The organism is Trichocoleus sp. DQ-U1 (genome assembly GCF_039961925.1).
GTDB lineage: Bacteria > Cyanobacteriota > Cyanobacteriia > Cyanobacteriales > FACHB-T130 > FACHB-T130.
On record NZ_JAMPKB010000008.1, the window covers coordinates 18664 to 34640 of the forward strand.

Annotated in this window: 18 protein-coding genes and 1 tRNA gene; 9 read left to right on the plus strand and 10 right to left on the minus strand. The window is 48.3% G+C overall.

What is annotated here, in order from left to right; translation table 11 throughout:
- Window positions 1–104: 104 nt before the first annotated feature.
- Both NDI34_RS05170 and NDI34_RS05175 read right to left on the minus strand, forming a co-directional pair.
- Window positions 105–3074, minus strand: a complete 2970-nt coding sequence (locus NDI34_RS05170; protein WP_348232057.1) for a pentapeptide repeat-containing protein — start codon at window positions 3072–3074, stop codon at window positions 105–107.
- A gap of 7 nt (window positions 3075–3081) precedes the next feature.
- Window positions 3082–3273: a hypothetical protein gene (locus NDI34_RS05175; RefSeq protein ID WP_348232058.1), complete on the minus strand. Its 192-nt coding sequence runs from the start codon at window positions 3271–3273 to the stop codon at window positions 3082–3084.
- A 107-nt stretch (window positions 3274–3380) separates the two neighbouring features.
- On the opposite strand from NDI34_RS05175, the gene rplU reads away from it, so the two are divergent.
- From rplU to NDI34_RS05195, 4 genes are all read left to right on the plus strand, one after another.
- Entirely contained in the window at window positions 3381–3824 is a 444-nt protein-coding gene (gene rplU / locus NDI34_RS05180; protein ID WP_190438053.1) for a 50S ribosomal protein L21, read from the plus strand.
- 51 nt (window positions 3825–3875) lie between these two features.
- The gene (gene rpmA, locus NDI34_RS05185; RefSeq protein ID WP_190414018.1) at window positions 3876–4181 is read left to right on the plus strand and encodes a 50S ribosomal protein L27; all 306 of its coding nucleotides are present in this window, start codon (window positions 3876–3878) and stop codon (window positions 4179–4181) included.
- A 236-nt stretch (window positions 4182–4417) separates the two neighbouring features.
- Window positions 4418–5395, plus strand: a complete 978-nt coding sequence (gene hemB, locus NDI34_RS05190; protein ID WP_190414016.1) for a porphobilinogen synthase — start codon at window positions 4418–4420, stop codon at window positions 5393–5395.
- A 270-nt stretch (window positions 5396–5665) separates the two neighbouring features.
- Entirely contained in the window at window positions 5666–6127 is a 462-nt protein-coding gene (locus tag NDI34_RS05195) for a GNAT family N-acetyltransferase (RefSeq protein ID WP_348232100.1), read from the plus strand.
- On the opposite strand, the gene NDI34_RS05200 is transcribed toward NDI34_RS05195, so the two are convergent.
- The 6 genes from NDI34_RS05200 to NDI34_RS05225 all read right to left on the minus strand — a co-directional run bounded on the left by NDI34_RS05200 (window position 6111) and on the right by NDI34_RS05225 (window position 10641).
- Complete coding sequence (locus NDI34_RS05200) at window positions 6111–6953, minus strand: sensor histidine kinase (RefSeq protein WP_348232059.1); 843 nt, start codon at window positions 6951–6953, stop codon at window positions 6111–6113. The genes NDI34_RS05195 and NDI34_RS05200 overlap by 17 nt on opposite strands.
- A 37-nt stretch (window positions 6954–6990) precedes the next feature.
- The gene (locus NDI34_RS05205; protein ID WP_348232060.1) at window positions 6991–7578 is read right to left on the minus strand and encodes an L-threonylcarbamoyladenylate synthase; all 588 of its coding nucleotides are present in this window, start codon (window positions 7576–7578) and stop codon (window positions 6991–6993) included.
- Window positions 7579–7621: 43 nt separating this feature from the next.
- Window positions 7622–8524 carry a peptide chain release factor N(5)-glutamine methyltransferase gene (gene prmC / locus NDI34_RS05210; protein ID WP_348232061.1) on the minus strand — a complete coding sequence of 301 codons (903 nt, stop codon included), beginning with the start codon at window positions 8522–8524 and terminating at the stop codon, window positions 7622–7624.
- Window positions 8525–8630: 106 nt separating this feature from the next.
- Window positions 8631–9404, minus strand: coding sequence for a Tic22 family protein (locus NDI34_RS05215; RefSeq protein ID WP_190414006.1), 774 nt, complete (start codon window positions 9402–9404; stop codon window positions 8631–8633).
- Between the two features lie 510 nt (window positions 9405–9914).
- A tRNA-Pro gene (locus NDI34_RS05220) sits at window positions 9915–9988 on the minus strand.
- A gap of 125 nt (window positions 9989–10113) precedes the next feature.
- On the minus strand, window positions 10114–10641 hold the full coding sequence (locus NDI34_RS05225) for a GNAT family N-acetyltransferase (protein WP_190414148.1): 528 nt from the start codon (window positions 10639–10641) through the stop codon (window positions 10114–10116).
- 931 nt (window positions 10642–11572) lie between these two features.
- Here NDI34_RS05225 and NDI34_RS05230 point away from each other — a divergent pair.
- Window positions 11573–12298 carry a hypothetical protein gene (locus tag NDI34_RS05230; protein ID WP_190414000.1) on the plus strand — a complete coding sequence of 242 codons (726 nt, stop codon included), beginning with the start codon at window positions 11573–11575 and terminating at the stop codon, window positions 12296–12298.
- A 12-nt stretch (window positions 12299–12310) separates the two neighbouring features.
- On the opposite strand, the gene NDI34_RS05235 is transcribed toward NDI34_RS05230, so the two are convergent.
- Window positions 12311–12469, minus strand: a complete 159-nt coding sequence (locus NDI34_RS05235; RefSeq protein ID WP_190676868.1) for a hypothetical protein — start codon at window positions 12467–12469, stop codon at window positions 12311–12313.
- On the opposite strand from NDI34_RS05235, the gene NDI34_RS05240 reads away from it, so the two are divergent.
- Both NDI34_RS05240 and NDI34_RS05245 read left to right on the plus strand, forming a co-directional pair.
- Entirely contained in the window at window positions 12463–13431 is a 969-nt protein-coding gene (locus NDI34_RS05240; protein ID WP_348232062.1) for an alpha/beta hydrolase, read from the plus strand. The genes NDI34_RS05235 and NDI34_RS05240 overlap by 7 nt on opposite strands.
- Window positions 13432–13633: 202 nt before the next feature.
- A complete protein-coding gene (locus NDI34_RS05245; RefSeq protein ID WP_190413995.1) occupies window positions 13634–14005 on the plus strand; it encodes a hypothetical protein in 372 nt (123 codons plus the stop codon).
- 98 nt (window positions 14006–14103) lie between these two features.
- Here NDI34_RS05245 and tsaD read toward each other — a convergent pair whose 3' ends face one another.
- Complete coding sequence (gene tsaD / locus NDI34_RS05250) at window positions 14104–15156, minus strand: tRNA (adenosine(37)-N6)-threonylcarbamoyltransferase complex transferase subunit TsaD (protein ID WP_348232063.1); 1053 nt, start codon at window positions 15154–15156, stop codon at window positions 14104–14106.
- Window positions 15157–15258: 102 nt separating this feature from the next.
- On the opposite strand from tsaD, the gene NDI34_RS05255 reads away from it, so the two are divergent.
- Both NDI34_RS05255 and NDI34_RS05260 read left to right on the plus strand, forming a co-directional pair.
- Complete coding sequence (locus NDI34_RS05255; protein WP_190413990.1) at window positions 15259–15756, plus strand: Photosystem I reaction center subunit III; 498 nt, start codon at window positions 15259–15261, stop codon at window positions 15754–15756.
- A gap of 36 nt (window positions 15757–15792) precedes the next feature.
- Window positions 15793–15921, plus strand: coding sequence for a photosystem I reaction center subunit IX (locus NDI34_RS05260; protein WP_190413988.1), 129 nt, complete (start codon window positions 15793–15795; stop codon window positions 15919–15921).
- Window positions 15922–15977 lie beyond the last annotated feature (56 nt).

Below are 15977 nucleotides of genomic sequence, written 5' to 3' on the forward strand. Positions count from 1 at the left end.
AACCGCCAAGACGCAAAGAACGCGAAGGAAGAGGGGAAGAGAAGGCGATCGCGTTTGTAAGATGAGGCGAGGCGATCGCTCACCGCCTTTCACAACTGGTCAATTTAGTCGAACCCTAGCTGTTGCTTCAATGCTTCTGGCACATTCTTAGTTGTTTTCAAACCTATTACATTTCCCCAATTTATATACTTATCCCAAGAAATGTTTTCGAGGTTTGCGTCGCTGAGGTCTGCGTCGCTGAGGTCTGCGCTGCTGAGGTCTGCGCTGCTGAGGTCTGCGCTGCTGAGGTCTGCACTGCTGAGATTTCCAGCGCTGAGGTCTACGCTGATGAGATTTGCGCCCCGGAGGTTTGCGTAGCAGAGGTGTGCGCCGTTAAGGTCTGCTTCGTTGAGGTCTGCGCCGCTAAGGTCTGCTTCGTCGAGGTGTGCGCCGCTAAGGTCTGCGCCCCGGAGGTTTGCGCCACTGAGGTTTGCGCCGATGATATCTGTGCAGCCGAGGTTTGCGCCACTGAGGTTTGCATCCCTGAGGTCTACTTCGTTGAGGTCTGCGCCCCGGAGGTTTGCGCCACTGAGGTTTGCATCCCTGAGGTCTACTTCGTTGAGGTCTGCGCCGCTGAGGTCTGCGCCGCTGAGGTCTGCACCAAAGAGGAATTGCCCAACTGTTTCTAAAAAGCCCCTAATACCGATACATTCGCTGTAAGCGATGCTGCGAAGCAATCGATATTCATTAAAACTATCAGTATCTTGTTTACCGCAGGGAAAGAAAGCAATTTGGTCTTTTAAGTCATCTTTTAACTGAGCATAGCGGTGTAACTCTAAGAGCAATATCGTGACATTTAACCCTGCATAAATATCCACCTGTCGCAGTCCAATCCACTTGACTTCTGGCGTTTGCTCCTTCATTTGCCGCATCTTTTTCTGAGGCAGATTCTCTGGCGGTGCATCGATAAACTCACCATCGCACCAACGCAGATAAAAATTTTCTAATCGGTTAAATAATTTTACTGGCTGAAACTCTGTACTGGCAGCTAATAAAGCCATCAAGTATTCCACAATTTCTGGTGTTAGTCCGCCGTAACCAAATAAATCGTAGATTTCCCGATCCATTTGGTCGGTGGAGATATAAAACTCCTGGCGTTTTCTTCCCGGTTGCGTCCAATCTTCTATACTTTCTTTAAGTCGTTCCGCACACAAAAACTCCCCAAAACTCTTGTGGGCAAACTCCACCGAACCGCCTTTGTCACCCGCTGCCGCCTGTAGATAAAAAGCCGCCAAGGCATTTTTCAGCGCATCCTCGCCGTGTGTCTCTCTAGCTTGTTGAATCAACTCAATCGCACTGTCATCGCCCTTCAACCGTGACTCGATTGTTTTTACTGCGGCACATTCCCCGCCCGACTGCACGACGCACAACCCCGCCTCTGCCAAAATCCGTCGCAGTCCGGCGGTTTCCTGTCCAGTTAGTTCTCGATTCAGCCATTCTGGACGTTGTTCCGTCAGTACCCACTCTAAAGATTGCTCGTAAATCAGAATTTTTGCCCCGACACCGCTAGCACCCTCAAACATTTCCACCGTCAATTTGCCATCCCGGTGCATCGCAGCCAATAGATAAAGCAATAGCGGCTCTTTGGCTAATTCCCGCACTCTATCTGGACAGCGTTTGTCTTGCAAAAATTGCTGAAATGCGAAATTTTTATCACCTCCAACTTGAGTTTCCCATTTGCTAAACCACTGCTGTTGGAGTTCGTCATCCATCGGCAACAGTTCCACCCGTTCCATGTTGGGAGGCATTCTTCCTTGGATACCTTGTAGCGCCAAAGGTCTGCCTGTAATTAGAACCCGATGTCCTTTTTCAGAATTCCGCTGGCAGCTACCTTGAAAATCCTCTACTTGCCAGAGGAAATCCTTTAATTCTTGGCTAGTTCCTCTTTCCATCACTAACTCATCAAATCCATCCAGCAAAAACAAAAATCGGGTATTTCTATCGGTTAACCAGCCATCATCGTTGGTAGCAAAATCACAACCGACTGCTGCTTGCAAAGTTTTTTCAAAACTCTTTTCAAATGTCCTGATATCCCGCAATCGAATCAAGATTGGTGTCCAAACTGGATGTAAATGCTGTCGCACCCAGTCAGCAAACATCCGGCAAAAAACACTTTTCCCTCTTCCCGGCCCCCCTTGGATAAACATCACCTTGTCTTGTTTCTGTGCATCTGCTAGTATCTCCTTTGCCCAGATTTCGATCTCAATTGGTTCTGCATCCTTATCAATTTCTCCCTTCTTCGGATTCACTGGTTGTACTTTCAACGGCACGTAAATATCTTTGAAAGTGAAGGTTTCATAAAATACTGGCTCTAGGGGCTTAGTAGCAATCTGCTCATCTAAATAAGTATTGATACTATAGTATTTGTCCGATTCTTGTCGCCAGCCAGCTAAATACAATTCCGCCCGTTGTTTAACAGAACTGTCAGCATCTTCTAAGGCTTTTTTCAGATGTTGATGAGTCTTCCAAGCTACCCAAGCTGTTAAAATCTCAGCGTCGTACTTATTTATTCCTGCTTGTTGCAGTTGGTTAGACAAAACCTGATTTAAAACTTGGGCTAATTCCGATTCGTGGAAGCAGGTGAGGACGTTTCTAGCGAGATGCTCATCTAGTTGAAATTCCCCCAGTTTTACGCTTTGCTGTTGGGCGACATTTGCGTGAGGCGTTGCGCTTGCTGGCTGTAGATTGGCTGGCTGTAAATTGACTTGCTGTAATAAGTCATTACTTTGCACCAATTCATTGAAGCTTTCTAGATACGCCAGGGGAGATGCGATCGCTACCCATTCTTCTAGGGATAGCTCTTGACGCTTCTTTTTGCGGTACAGCCTCACGCCTTGGATCGCTAGTTTCGCCCCTGATAACCCCGCTATAGCAATTCCAGCAGGGCTTGCAGTTGCAGAGAATAAACCTAAAGCCAGTGCGAATTCCAGCGCAAATTTAGTAATCTCTGTCCCCGTCTCAGCGACATCTCCGGGTTTCGCCAATTCCCGGAAATCAGTGTTCAAAAACTGCCAAATCTGTTTGAAGTTCGTCATGCGATCGCTACTCTCCGTGCTGATGAATCGAAGATAACTCAACGATTAAGCATCTGCCCTCAGTTGGATATCTCCCATATTTTCTGGAGAAAGAGCGATCGCTCACTTGACACAGTTGCAGGTAATCATGGATGATGAAAGATTGTCTGTCTATTCCTGCTCGGATCAGGTTGAGACATTCCAAAAGCTGATTGGTCATTGGTCAAAAGGTCATTAGTCATGGGTCAATAGCAGCGAATCTAAAGACAAAAGACACCTGACAATCTCCTATTCAGCTACCTGTACGGCAACCCCTAGGACTATCCCATGAGTTACGCAATTATTGAAACTGGCGGCAAACAGCTGAGAGTCGAACCAGGTCGCTTTTACGACATCGAACTGCTTCCCTCGGAACCAGACACGCAAGTTACCATTGATAAGGTTTTGTTCGTTCAGAACGACGGCGATGTAACCATCGGTCAACCTTTCATCGAAGGGGCGACGGTAGAATGCACGGTGATGAGACACCGGCGCGGTAAGAAGGTCATCGTCTACAAGATGAAGCCCAAAAAGAAAACCCGCCGCAAGAAAGGACATCGCCAGGAAATCACCCAGCTGATGATCAACTCCATCAGCATCAATGGCTCAGTGGTGGCTTCCGAACAACAGGCTTCCCAAACCCCCAGCGCTGATGAGTCAGCAGAAGCTCAAGAAGCTGTGGCAACGGTGGTTGTTGACGAGACAGATACCGAGACGGCTGCGACCGAGTAAATCGCTGAGACTACAGCAGAATAGTAAGTAGTAAGGACAAGTGAGGAAATTATGGCTCATAAGAAAGGTACAGGTAGTACTCGCAACGGTCGTGATTCTAATGCTCAACGCTTAGGCGTCAAGCGTTTCGGCGGTCAGACCGTGAGAGCAGGCAGTATTTTGGTGCGTCAGCGGGGAACTTCGTTTCACCCTGGCAATAATGTCGGTGTGGGCAAAGACTATACCTTGTTTGCCCTCATTGATGGCATCGTGACCTTTGAACGGAAGGACAGAAGCCGCAAGAAGGTAAGCGTTTACGCTGTGCCAGCAGCGGCGGAAGCATCCCCTGAGAATGCACCCGTTCCGGCTCAGGTATAAGTATCCAGACCTAGTAGTTGGATAGATTAAGAAAGGAGGGGCAATTTATAAATTGCCCCTCCTTTTATTCGGCATTTTTTTATCAGCGATCGCGCTGGTTGGTCAAAATAAACGTAATATGTGATTCTGAGTCCCAGCGAAAAATTTCATCTCAATATTTTGCTTGGCTCAATGTGACAAATTGTTACTTTTTTAGACTGCTTTAGTTACTAACAACTATTCACTATACAGACGCCATGTTTCCCATTCATCGCCCTCGCCGCCTTCGTACCTCAACCCAGCTGCGCCGGATGGTGCGTGAAACGGTTCTTGCCACGAGTGACTTAATCTACCCTCTGTTTGCTGTACCGGGAGAGGGCATTGCTAAGGAAGTGAAATCGATGCCAGGGGTCTACCAGCTGTCGGTAGACAAAATTGTGGAAGAGGCAAAAGAAGTCTATGACCTCGGCATTCCCGCGATCATTCTTTTTGGGATTCCCGCAGATAAGGATGTAGATGCTACGGGTGCGTGGCACGATTGCGGAATTGTCCAAAAAGCTGCTACCGCAGTGAAAGAAGCGGTGCCGGATTTAGTGGTCATTGCCGATACTTGCTTGTGCGAATATACCAGTCACGGTCACTGTGGTTATTTGGAAGTGGGCGACTTGACGGGGCGGGTATTGAACGACCCAACGCTGGAATTGCTCAAGAAAACAGCAGTTTCTCAAGCCAAGGCTGGCGCTGATATTATCGCTCCGTCTGGGATGATGGACGGTTTTGTGCAGGCGATTCGGGAAGGATTGGATGCAGCAGGATTCCAAGATACACCGATTCTTTCTTACGCTGCCAAATATGCTTCGGCTTATTATGGCCCTTTCCGCGATGCGGCTGATTCAACACCGCAGTTTGGCGATCGCAGAACTTACCAGATGGACCCCGGTAACGCCCGCGAAGCCCTCAAAGAAATCGAACTCGATATTGCAGAAGGGGCAGATATGCTGATGGTGAAACCGGCACTTGCCTATATGGATATCATTTGGCGGGTGAAAGAAGCCAGCAACTTGCCGGTAGCCGCCTACAATGTCTCTGGCGAATACGCGATGGTGAAAGCCGCTGCCCTCAATGGCTGGATTGACGAACAGCGAGTCGTGATGGAAACTTTAACCAGCTTCAAGCGGGCTGGAGCTGATTTGATTCTCACCTACCACGCCAAAGATGCCGCCCGTTGGTTGTAGGAAGTCAGGGTGAAGGATGAAAAAAACAACAGATTCGCCGAGAACTAGGCATTTTCATCCTTCGCATTTCATCCAGCATTCTTAGTTAGCTACTTATGTTCAAAAGGAATCCGTCTGGCGGTACAGATTTAGGGTTGGATATGAGTAAGCTAAACGGTAGATTTCGCTAAAAAAGCGGCAAATTACAGAAATTCGGTGCAATTGAACACCAATCCCCAGTGTGTTGATGAGTAGAATGAGCCAGTACGAGACTCTAAATTATTGATGACGATGGATTGCAGTCATATTCAATTTTGTGACCGTAAATCACAAATCGACTTTCAACAACTGCAAGAGCTGTTTCACTTGGCTGCCTTCTGGGCACAGAACCGGCAAATTGAAGATTTAAAAGTTGCGATCGCCAATAGCGAACCTGTGATTAGCGTCTGGGATGAAAACAAGCTGATTGGATTTGCCAGAGCGACTTCCGATGGCGTTTACCGTGCCACTATCTGGGATGTGGTCGTACATCCGGCATACCAAGGCGCAGGACTCGGACGCAAGTTGGTGGAAACAGTCTTGAGCCATCCTCGTGTCAGTCGGGTAGAGCGGGTCTACCTGATGACGACTTATCAACAGGGCTTTTACACGCGCATCGGTTTTGAATGTAGCAACCCCAGTACGACGATGGTGCTGTATAACAACCAGCCCCTAACCGAGCCTCTGCCTGCTGAAGTTATGTCGTCTCAATAGGTACTAGGGGAAGAGAAAACTGAAGCCGGGTGAGATTCTGGGCGGCTGAAGTATTAGAGGCATCTGCTGGTTGCGCTGCCACTACTTCCAGGCGTCCCTGCATCACTTCGATGAGGGTTTGAGCAATCAGTAAGTTCATACCCTCGGATAGCTGTGGCATTTGTCGGGGCACTCCTTTGCTGGGTGCCCCTCCCAATTCCGACGTCTTTTGCTCTTTGAGCAAATCAACTGGCTCGCTCCAGACGCTGACGGGGCACTCGGCATCAATCCAGATGTGGATGTACCCAGATACTGGTGAGGGGGGAACCCAAACCCGAATGTTGCCTTCATTCATGCGAGCGATCGCAGTATCGACCAGATTTAGCAGTACCTGCTGCAATCGTCGCGGATCTGCCAGAACGTAAATCTCTTGAGCCGGTGGCGATACCTCAAGGCGGATACTCCGATTCGCTGCTTGCAGGTGAGTCAAGTTGTAGACTTCCTCTAGAACCTTGGCAAGCTCGACGGGTTGAATCTCTATCCGACTGGTGCCGTGTTGAGTTTTGGCAACGGCGATAATTTCGTCTATGAGCTGCATCAGCTTCAGCGCGGAGGCGTGAGCCTGAGCAATAAACTCTCGTTCTTCTTCTGGGTTGTCACACAAATCGGACAAAATCAACTGATGCAAGCCAATCAAACTGTTGAGGGGCGATCGCAATTCATGGGAAGTCCTCGCCAAAAACCCAGCTTTAAACTGGCTCATTTCTGTTGCCATGTGGTACGCCATCTGGGTTTGCTTGAGTTCCTCCAGGATGGCTGTCACGTCCGGATTCGCGTCTTGGGACATAAATATAATTACCAGTTTTGCTGATTAGCTGAGTCGATTAAACTACCAATTTAACCGCTCCTTGCCTCAAGATTTCCCAGCCGCTGCCCGTCCATTTGGCGACGGTGGAAGGAACGCCAGCCGTCGGTGTTGTTTCCTCCTCCGAAGAGAATAGCGTCAGGACATCGGGAAACTGCGCTGCGATTTCTGCCATCGTTTCCAAAGGTGGCTCCCCCGAACGGTTGGCGCTAGTAGTTGCTAAGGGGCCAGTTTGCGACAGAATTGAGAGCGCGACGCCAGAATTCGGCACTCGCAACCCAATCGTAGTCGGGTCAGATGGATTCATCGATTTGGGAACGGACGCTGAGGCTGGTAATACTAAAGTCAAAGCACCAGGCCAATATTGGTCAGCAACTTGTTGCCAAATCTGCCATTCAGCCGGACTTCCCTTGACAAAATCCCACAAATCCGAAGCGTTTGCTCCCATTAAAATCAGTGGTTTATCTTGCCGCCGCTGCTTTGCTGCAAAAATTAACTCCGACCGATCCGGCTGCACTGCCAGTGCTGGTACAGTATCGGTGGGAAAGCTAACCAAACTCCCAGAACGAGCGCCTTCTATCAAGGCTGCCATTGAAACTTGTGTCATTTTTTTAGAGTTTTGAGTTTTGAATAAATTCCCCTCAAATTCATCACTCATCGGGTTTCCGATAGGCTAAGGCAAAGCGTTCGATCCCAGCTAAATCGGCGTGAATTTGAATTTGGCAGTAACTGCCTCGATCTTCTAATAGTTGAACAACTGTATCGGCTTGCCCCGCCATCATCTCAATCAGCCAAATGCCGCCTGGTCGCAGATAGTCTGGCGCTGTTTCTACCAAATGGCGGATGCAATCTAAGCCATCTGTACCACCGTCAAGGGCGAGGTGGGGTTCGTGTTTCGCCACTTCCGGTTGCAGGGAAGGCAGCAAATGACTGGGAATATAAGGTGGGTTTGATACCATGCCGCTGAGCTGACCTTTTAGGGCGGACAATGGCTGCCACCAAGAACCTTGGTAAAACTGAATGCGAGCCGCTAAACCCAGTCGCTGGGCATTCTGTTGGGCGATCGCTAGAGCAGCCGGACTATAATCAACCGCGTGGAGAGTGGCAGATGGAAAGGCATCTGCGAGTCCGAGAGCGATCGCGCCACTGCCAGTTCCTAAATCTGCCCAATGTCCTTGCTGTAAAGGCGGCGAGGCTCCGCCCGGAGCCGCAGCGGCAACCGCCAAATCAATCAAATATTCTGTTTCCGGTCGCGGAATCAATACTGCTGGTGAAACAAACAGAGAAAAATGACGCCAGGGAGCAATACCAGCCAGGTACTGAACTGGCAACCGCTCATCCAGACGCCGTTGCCACATCTGGGTTAACTCCGGCAACGGCATCGGTAATTTTATCTGGGTTTTGTCTTTGAAAGACTCCAACCGCAGCGCCAACCGATCTAGAGCGGCGACTTCTCGCAGCAACCAGTCTACTTCTGTTGGGTCAACGTCCGCGGATTTGGCAGCATCCCGCGCCCAGTTGCGCCACTTCCAAAGTTCTATACCTGAAACCATACCCAAGGAAAACGCCAGAATCAAGGAAAAAAGATAAAAGATAAAGTATGAAGTTTATCCTTCATACTTTATCTTTTATCTTTGATTCTTTTGTCTATTTACCGCTTTAGCGACGTTGTTGCTGAGAATTCGCGGGGGCAGGACCACGCGATCGCACAAAGTCCACTGACGCTTTGGGTGGAACCAGTACAATGTTGTTCAGCTGCTGATTATTGCTGGTGCGTAAAGTTTCAATTACACCCTCCAGATTCACCACCTGAATTTCCACTGTAGATGCCAGAGCTGGCTGTTGCTGTTTGAATCGATCCAGCATACTCTGTAATTCTTCTTTGCTAAAGAAGAAAGGAATGATGGGTTTATTGTCTCGTTGTAAGGTCAAATACCCCTTATCCTTTCCGCCTCTTGCCACAAACAAAGGAACCCCATCAAAATTTTGCACGGGTTTGCCGCTTTGACTCAGGATGGCTTTTGCTGAATCTACCTGCTGCTGGGTGGGTACGAAAGCAAAATCCAGACCATCTGGCTTGGCTGCATTCGCTTGATCCAGTTTGTAAACGTCTCCCAGCGATACGGGTACCACCTTCACCGTACTTGCTAGTTGAGCATTTTGTTTCTTCAACCGTTCGATAAATGTTTGGGCATCTTGCTGGCTGATAAAAACACCTGCCACTGCGGTCTTCTTTTGCCCCTCATTCACTGAAGCAACTAATGGAGAACCTTGAGGATCGGTGATCGTAAACACGGGCACAGCTTGCAACTTTTCTAGAACCTGTTGTTCTGGCAATGCCAGTGCCCGCAGCGTTTCCAAACCGGGCAGCGCTCCCAGTACAACACTTCCCACTAAACCCAGTGTTGCGCTCAATCGAACTAATGATCTCATTACAATTCCCTCAAAATTTTTCGTTGAATACCCCGCCTTACCAATAATAGAGTCGAGACAAGGCGATAATGTTTCTTCGCTCTAGCAGTACCCGAATGAATGGGTCTAAGTTTATTTCCAACTAAACTTTATCGATTCTACTGTTTTGTTGCGACTGTCATTTTTGAACTGTTTAACTCCCCATGTCCTAATTCCTGGCACCAAAGGTCAATTTGATGCCTGAACTCGCTATTTATTCATTCTCAATGCTGCATACTCGGAAATGGAATTCCCAAATTACTGAGGGAATGAATCGCGAATTGTAACCCTCTATGACTATGTAAGATTAGGATGAGTTCCAGGTAATCGTCAGCCAACTTATCTCCCAATTTACTAGGGAAAAATCTGTATGAATCACCTCCCGAAGTCCTCAAGGGAATTTCAGCAGGGTGTCAGACATCACACCCGAAAATTATTGAGATTCCCTCTAACCTTGGCAGGTTTGGGGCTAACTCTTTTTACTACTAAAAATCGGGATGACAGGATTTGAACCTGCGGCATCCTGCTCCCAAAGCAGGCGCGCTACCAAGCTGCGCTACATCCCGGTGAAATTCAGCGATTGGCTATCAGCCGATCGGGTCTTGGGTGTTTAATTCCCCTGACACGCCTGCCAGTGACCTCTGGTTATTATAGCTTATTTAGCCGATATTTGGAGTAAAGAATTTACAAACTAATCTGGATACCAAAACATCCCTTTAATTCCTTCCGGGTCGGCAATAAAATTCAGTCCCCGGTAAAAATCCACCACCTGGGGGTCAGCGAACAGAGTAATGTTGCTAATGTCTTCACTGCGTAGCTTCTTGATCGCGTACTTCATCAACGCCTTCCCCAATCCTTTGCCTTGGAAATCCGGGTGAACTACCACATCCCAAATGGTGGCATTGAAGGCATGATCGGAAGTTGCGCGGGAAAAGCCTACCAGCCGTCGCTGGGTTCCTCGCACTTCCCACATCGAAACTACCAAAAAACTATGTTCGATTGCTTTCTTGACCTTGCGTAGCGGACGCCGGGACCACCCGACCGCATCGCAGAGTTCTTCGAGTTCATAAAGGTCAATGTCGCGTTCGGTGCTGAAAAATATCCGAGAGCCGCTGCCCGTGCGATCGCCTGTACCTTCTACAACATCCCCCTCCCCCAGCGTCGGCTTCGACGCAGTGCTACCATCAGAACCGCTAAACAAGCTTTTCCAAAAACCCATGCAGGTGTGGTTAAGGTATTTACATTCTCCAGTTCCCAGCAGTCTGGGGAATTCCCAACCGTGCTTCGCACCGCGTGTGCTAACACGCGATCTGAGACTTCCTGATCGAAGAAACCAGATACAACACTTTCAGGTTTCCCTGCAAGTACCAAATATCTAATCTCTACAGGATTTACTTCCGGTGTCCGGTTGCGAGAAACGAAGCAATCTGAGGAACGAATCAATCTCGTGCAATCAATTGACGCGGGGGAGTCACGTACACTCTTGGAGAGTGATACAGTCTCAGTATCTCCATCCCTCTTATTTCAACGAATCTAGCCCAAACATCACGAAAAAAATGATAACACAATTGCGCTACCTTTTAAACCATTACACGCACTCCCCGATCTGGAGCGGGTGCGGCATTGTGTGGTTTGGGGCGCATTCGGCAATACTGGCAATACATTAGTTAGACTGAATTCTACGGGTTAATACTCCGCAGCTCCACAGCAATCCCGATTTCCTTGAATTGTCGGTCGGGAGAAGCTACCGTCTCGCCAAGCCATCGTGCAGCTAGGCACAAGTTTTTGGCTGATGACTGGAGACAAGAGCAACAGAAGAACTGAGAAACAGAGGCAGCTTTTGACTGGTTACTTCCTGGATGCCACATCGCGTTGGCACAGGTGAGCAAAAACAAAGAAAATCATGTACGGGCAGCTAGTCATGATACGACGAATGTTGAGTTATTTCACTAAGGGGCAAGGGAGAACTTGCACCAGTTATCTTTATTTGCACCAATCTACTCAACTCCACCGGGAGTTGGTATCGAGTGGATAATTTTTTTAGGAAAATTTGTGAGAGATTAACCATAAGAGAAGGTTCTTTGGCGAAGGGCACTTGGCTCTATCTCCCAAAATGCTTTTAACCTGGCAAGCGAGTCTTAGCCCTATATATGGCCACGGGTTTGAAATCATCCACACTAGAACTTCTGAAGCGCTTTAATCGGGCGTTTCCTCAGTTCTACGAGCAGTTTGTCAGCAGTGAGATTCAGCTACAAAACTTGAGGCTTGCCTATCGGCTCTATAAAACCACCAGAGCGGTTATTGAGCTGAAACCCGAAGGCAATAAAAGTGCCCTACATTTTGCTTACCGCAACCAATCTTTTCTGCTAAGTGATATTTTTGGGGTTCTGGCTGCATACGGGCTGACCATTCACAGTCTCAGTCTATATGGTCAAATCGCTCCTCCGATGCTAGTTTTCATCAAACTGGTGGTGTCTCGTGGCAGCAAAGCACTGACAGACAAAACCTCGGAAAATGTCTGTCGCGCCATTCGGGAAGCTTTGGCTGGGCGCTTTGAAGTAGAAGAGATGCTGGCAGTGGAATTTAATCTGGATGCCGGTTTGGAGCAGGTAGAAACGGAATTTTATGTAGACCCTGTTTTCCATCTTCCGGCGCTGTTAATTGAGGCGGATAACCAACCGGGTCTGTTTTATAAGGTGATGTACGCTATCTGGCAAGAGGATTTGCTGGTGGTCAATGCCAATTTGCTAGTCTGGCGAGGACGCACCCGCTTGATTCTTTACTTATTGGGACCGAACGAAAGTGTGATTCCGGAATATTTAGGTCAAAAAATTGCTGAAAGCGTGCGTCAGCGATTGCTAGGGCGCAGATTTTAATGTTTAGAATGTTTAGCCATTAGTCTTTTGTCCAATAGTCCTAACTTTACGCTTCTCGAAGCGATCGCGCCTACAAGCAGACGTTTCGTAAGGCAGGGGTAGCCCATGACCAATAACAATGACTTCTTCACCAATCTGGTAGAACTTCGGGATAGGATCAAAATATGGCAACTATTGAAATCCTGGGAGTTCGGCACACCTACGATTTGACGCCTCCCATTGCATCATCTACTCCTGTTTTAGTCTTTATCCACGGCTGGCTCCTCAGCCGTCGGTACTGGAAACCCCTGATTGAGCAGATAGCACCAGATTATCAGTGTTTGTCTTACGACTTGCGGGGGTTTGGTGATTCTCAGCCTCGGGATAATTATGGGTTCACCCGTCAAGAAATGTCGGTGCAGAGTCGGCAAGTCGTCGGCGAGAGTCAGCAAGAGGAGAACTTTCTTCGCTCTTCAGAGCCTCTTACGTTGAGCCTCTCGAATTACACTCCAGCTGCTTATGCCAAAGAAGTCGGTATTTTGTTGCAGAAGCTGAATATTTCTAGTGCTTGGCTGATTGGTCATTCGTTGGGTGGCAGCATTGCCCTTTGGGCGGCAGACCAGCAACCTGATTCTGTTAAGGGGGTCGTCTGCATTAATGCTGGAGGTGGCATTTATCTGAAGGAGGCCTTCGAGCGATTTCGGGCTGCGGGTCAGCAGCTTCTGAAACGGCGTCCCCATTGGCTGTGCTATGTACCGGGGATTGATTTGCCTTTTACACGGGCGCAAGTGGCGCGCCCAATTGCTCGGTGCTGGGGACGACAGCGACTGATTGATTTTATTACGGCTCATCCGGAAGCGGCGCTGGGGACTTTACTGGATTCGACGACGGAAGCGGAGGTCAATCGCTTACCGCAAGTGGTGTCACGGCTAAAACAGCCGGTTTATTTTATTGCTGGTGCTAAAGATAGGGTAATGGAACCGAAGTATGTGCGGCACTTAGCAAGCTTTCACCCGTTATTTCAGGGTTGTGGTGAGAACGTGATGGAAATTCCGGACTGCGGACATCTATCGATGGTGGAGCAGCCAGAGGCAGTTGCTACCGAAATTCGCAAGATTATAGCTAATTGTCCGGATTCTAGCAACTTCGCTTAAGGTAGATGTTTTGTTGGCACCATAAATCTTTAAATTTTATTAAGATTAAAGGGGTGCCTGCTAAAAAACGATATTGATTTTCGCTTCTTAGATTTTGACTGCGATCGCGATGAGCGCTCCCAGAAGAGTAGTAATTAGTCTGAGTGGCAAGGGAACAATCAACTGATGAATCTAAGGCTTTCCTGATACTTGTGCTGAAATTATGATCGATCCAAAACAGACTATTCAAATTTCTTCGGAGTTGACTGACGAACATCTGCTGGCTATCTGCGAGGCAGCCGATGTAATTGCTTGCGAGTGTCCTAGTTATTTGGTTCGGCTTTTAAATGATGTCAGAGAGTTTCGCCGTTACACAAATGAGTGTATTGAGCGCTTTCCCTCGGATGCAGAGACTCATCATTGGCTCAGCAGTCGGGCGAATCAGGTAGAAATGCTGCTGTCTTTAACAATTTATGAGCTTTTGCAGAAAGAAAATCTTTTAGATGAGAATAATCAGCTGAATTTGCAGCAGCTTTCAGACAGAAACCGGGCGATCGCGCTATCCAAAGTATTGCATCCTTACTCATCAAAATGATCGAGAGAATCGACTGATTTAAGGTCTGTTTAGAAATTGCGCGATCGCTTTGTCCGAAAAATATTGCATCCTCGCGCCTCAAAACTGGATGCAAACTTCTACTGTGAAGTTTGGTAAAGCTGCATAACATCAGTAATTGGCAGCCGGGACTGAACGCCCAAAGTCAATCGGGAAGTATGACCCCGATTCAAATGATCGGCGGCAGCACAGGCAATCATGGCGGCGTTGTCAGTGCAGAATTTTAGCGGGGGGAATAGCACCCGCAGGTTTCGCTGTGCAGTAGCGACTTGTAGGTGTTTTCTCAGCCCACTGTTGGCGGCGACACCGCCACCGATGGCAATGGTATCAAGACCGTAGTCGAGGGCGCAGGCGATCGCCCTTCGCGTCAGACTTCGCGCTACGCTTTCTTGGAAACTTGCCGCAATGTCATTCACCGGCAGCGACGGAGACGCTTCCTGCTGCAACTTTTGCACCAGTCTCAGCACAGCTGTTTTTAAGCCACTAAAACTAGAGTCATAGGGATGATAGCCGCCCCCTGGCACCCCGACATTCCCTTCCGGCAAAGGATAGGCTTGCGGATTCCCCACTTGGGCGAGTTGGTCAATCACTGGCCCACCTGGATAACCCAGATTTAACAACCGCGCCACCTTATCGAAGGCTTCACCAGCGGCATCATCGCGAGTTTCTCCTAGTGTCTCGTACACACCACAATCTTTTACATAAATTAAGCTGGTGTGTCCGCCCGAAACCAGCAGACATAAAAAAGGCGGCTGTAAAGAAGGTTCGGTCAAATAAGTAGCGTATATGTGGCCTTCCAGATGATGGACTCCGACAAACGGTTTCCGATGGACAATCGCAAGAGTTTTGGCAGCCGTCAGCCCCACCAACAATGCCCCCACCAAACCAGGGGCGCAGGTTGCCGCAATACCATCAATTGACGCCCACTCCATCTGCGCTTCTTCGAGTGCTTTGTCTAAACAATTGTTAATTATTTCGACGTGTTGACGGGAAGCAATTTCTGGCACAACCCCGCCATACTGCCGATGAACAGGGATTTGTGAGGCGACGATGCTACTGCAAATTTGACGATTCTTTACGATCGCTACCGCCGTTTCGTCACAACTTGTTTCAATCGCTAATACTGTTGACATTCACTGGTACTTTAATATATCGATACATGATTGCTTCCGTACAAACAATGACCTTGTTTTGTACATAAAAGTTTTCGTTTTGTAACAAAAGGAAACAATCCCATGAAACGATTGTTGGCTTTGATTTTTGCCCTTTGTATTTGGTTTAGCGTTGCCCCAACGGCATCGGCTGATAACGTATCAGGTCTGGTGCCATGCAGCCAGTCCAAGGCTTTTCAGCAACGTGCTGCAACCGCCCGCAATACCAACTTCGACCCCGATTCAGGGCGCAAGCGTTTTGAACGTTATTCTCAGGCAATGTGTGGCCCAGAGGGTTTACCCCACTTGGTTGTAGATGGTCGCCTGGATCGTGCCGGTGACTTTATCATTCCCAGCATTCTGTTCCTGTATATTGCGGGTTGGATTGGTTGGGTTGGTCGTGCCTATATTCAATCGGTGAAAAAAGAGGCAAACCCAGAGTATAAAGAAATCCAACTGGATGTTCCCCGGGCTGTTGGTTTTATGCTAAGTGGCTTCACTTGGCCTTTGGCAGCAGTCAAAGAATTGCTCACGGGTGAATTGACTGCAAAAGAAGATGAGATTCCTGTCTCAATTCGCTAGTTACGTTGAATTATTGACTGTTTTGGAGAATGATTCATGCAGTATTTCCTCAAGTATCTTTCCCTAGCTCCGGTTCTGGCTATTGTGTGGCTATCCCTTCAGGCTAGTCTCTTGGCTGTCTTTATCTACATTTTCCCCGACCTGCTTTTCCATCCAATGCCGTAAAGATCGCAGGATTTTCAAGACTGGTTAAAAAATGCTGTATCAAACGATAGAAGCAT

Bases quoted from the DNA above. Each gene is read 5' to 3' on its own strand.
- hemB (WP_190414016.1), top strand. From the start codon at position 4,418: ATGTTTCCCATTCATCGCCCTCGCCGCCTTCGTACCTCAACCCAGCTG.
- rplU (WP_190438053.1), top strand. From the start codon at position 3,381: ATGAGTTACGCAATTATTGAAACTGGCGGCAAACAGCTGAGAGTCGAA.
- rpmA (WP_190414018.1), top strand. From the start codon at position 3,876: ATGGCTCATAAGAAAGGTACAGGTAGTACTCGCAACGGTCGTGATTCT.
- NDI34_RS05170 (WP_348232057.1), bottom strand. From the start codon at position 3,074: ATGACGAACTTCAAACAGATTTGGCAGTTTTTGAACACTGATTTCCGG.
- NDI34_RS05245 (WP_190413995.1), top strand. From the start codon at position 13,634: ATGATCGATCCAAAACAGACTATTCAAATTTCTTCGGAGTTGACTGAC.
- NDI34_RS05230 (WP_190414000.1), top strand. From the start codon at position 11,573: ATGGCCACGGGTTTGAAATCATCCACACTAGAACTTCTGAAGCGCTTT.
- NDI34_RS05255 (WP_190413990.1), top strand. From the start codon at position 15,259: ATGAAACGATTGTTGGCTTTGATTTTTGCCCTTTGTATTTGGTTTAGC.
- NDI34_RS05225 (WP_190414148.1), bottom strand. From the start codon at position 10,641: ATGGGTTTTTGGAAAAGCTTGTTTAGCGGTTCTGATGGTAGCACTGCG.
- NDI34_RS05215 (WP_190414006.1), bottom strand. From the start codon at position 9,404: ATGAGATCATTAGTTCGATTGAGCGCAACACTGGGTTTAGTGGGAAGT.
- NDI34_RS05200 (WP_348232059.1), bottom strand. From the start codon at position 6,953: ATGTCCCAAGACGCGAATCCGGACGTGACAGCCATCCTGGAGGAACTC.
- NDI34_RS05240 (WP_348232062.1), top strand. From the start codon at position 12,463: ATGGCAACTATTGAAATCCTGGGAGTTCGGCACACCTACGATTTGACG.
- NDI34_RS05260 (WP_190413988.1), top strand. From the start codon at position 15,793: ATGCAGTATTTCCTCAAGTATCTTTCCCTAGCTCCGGTTCTGGCTATT.
- tsaD (WP_348232063.1), bottom strand. From the start codon at position 15,156: ATGTCAACAGTATTAGCGATTGAAACAAGTTGTGACGAAACGGCGGTA.
- NDI34_RS05195 (WP_348232100.1), top strand. From the start codon at position 5,666: ATGGATTGCAGTCATATTCAATTTTGTGACCGTAAATCACAAATCGAC.
- prmC (WP_348232061.1), bottom strand. From the start codon at position 8,524: ATGGTTTCAGGTATAGAACTTTGGAAGTGGCGCAACTGGGCGCGGGAT.
- NDI34_RS05205 (WP_348232060.1), bottom strand. From the start codon at position 7,578: ATGACACAAGTTTCAATGGCAGCCTTGATAGAAGGCGCTCGTTCTGGG.
- NDI34_RS05175 (WP_348232058.1), bottom strand. From the start codon at position 3,273: ATGACCAATCAGCTTTTGGAATGTCTCAACCTGATCCGAGCAGGAATA.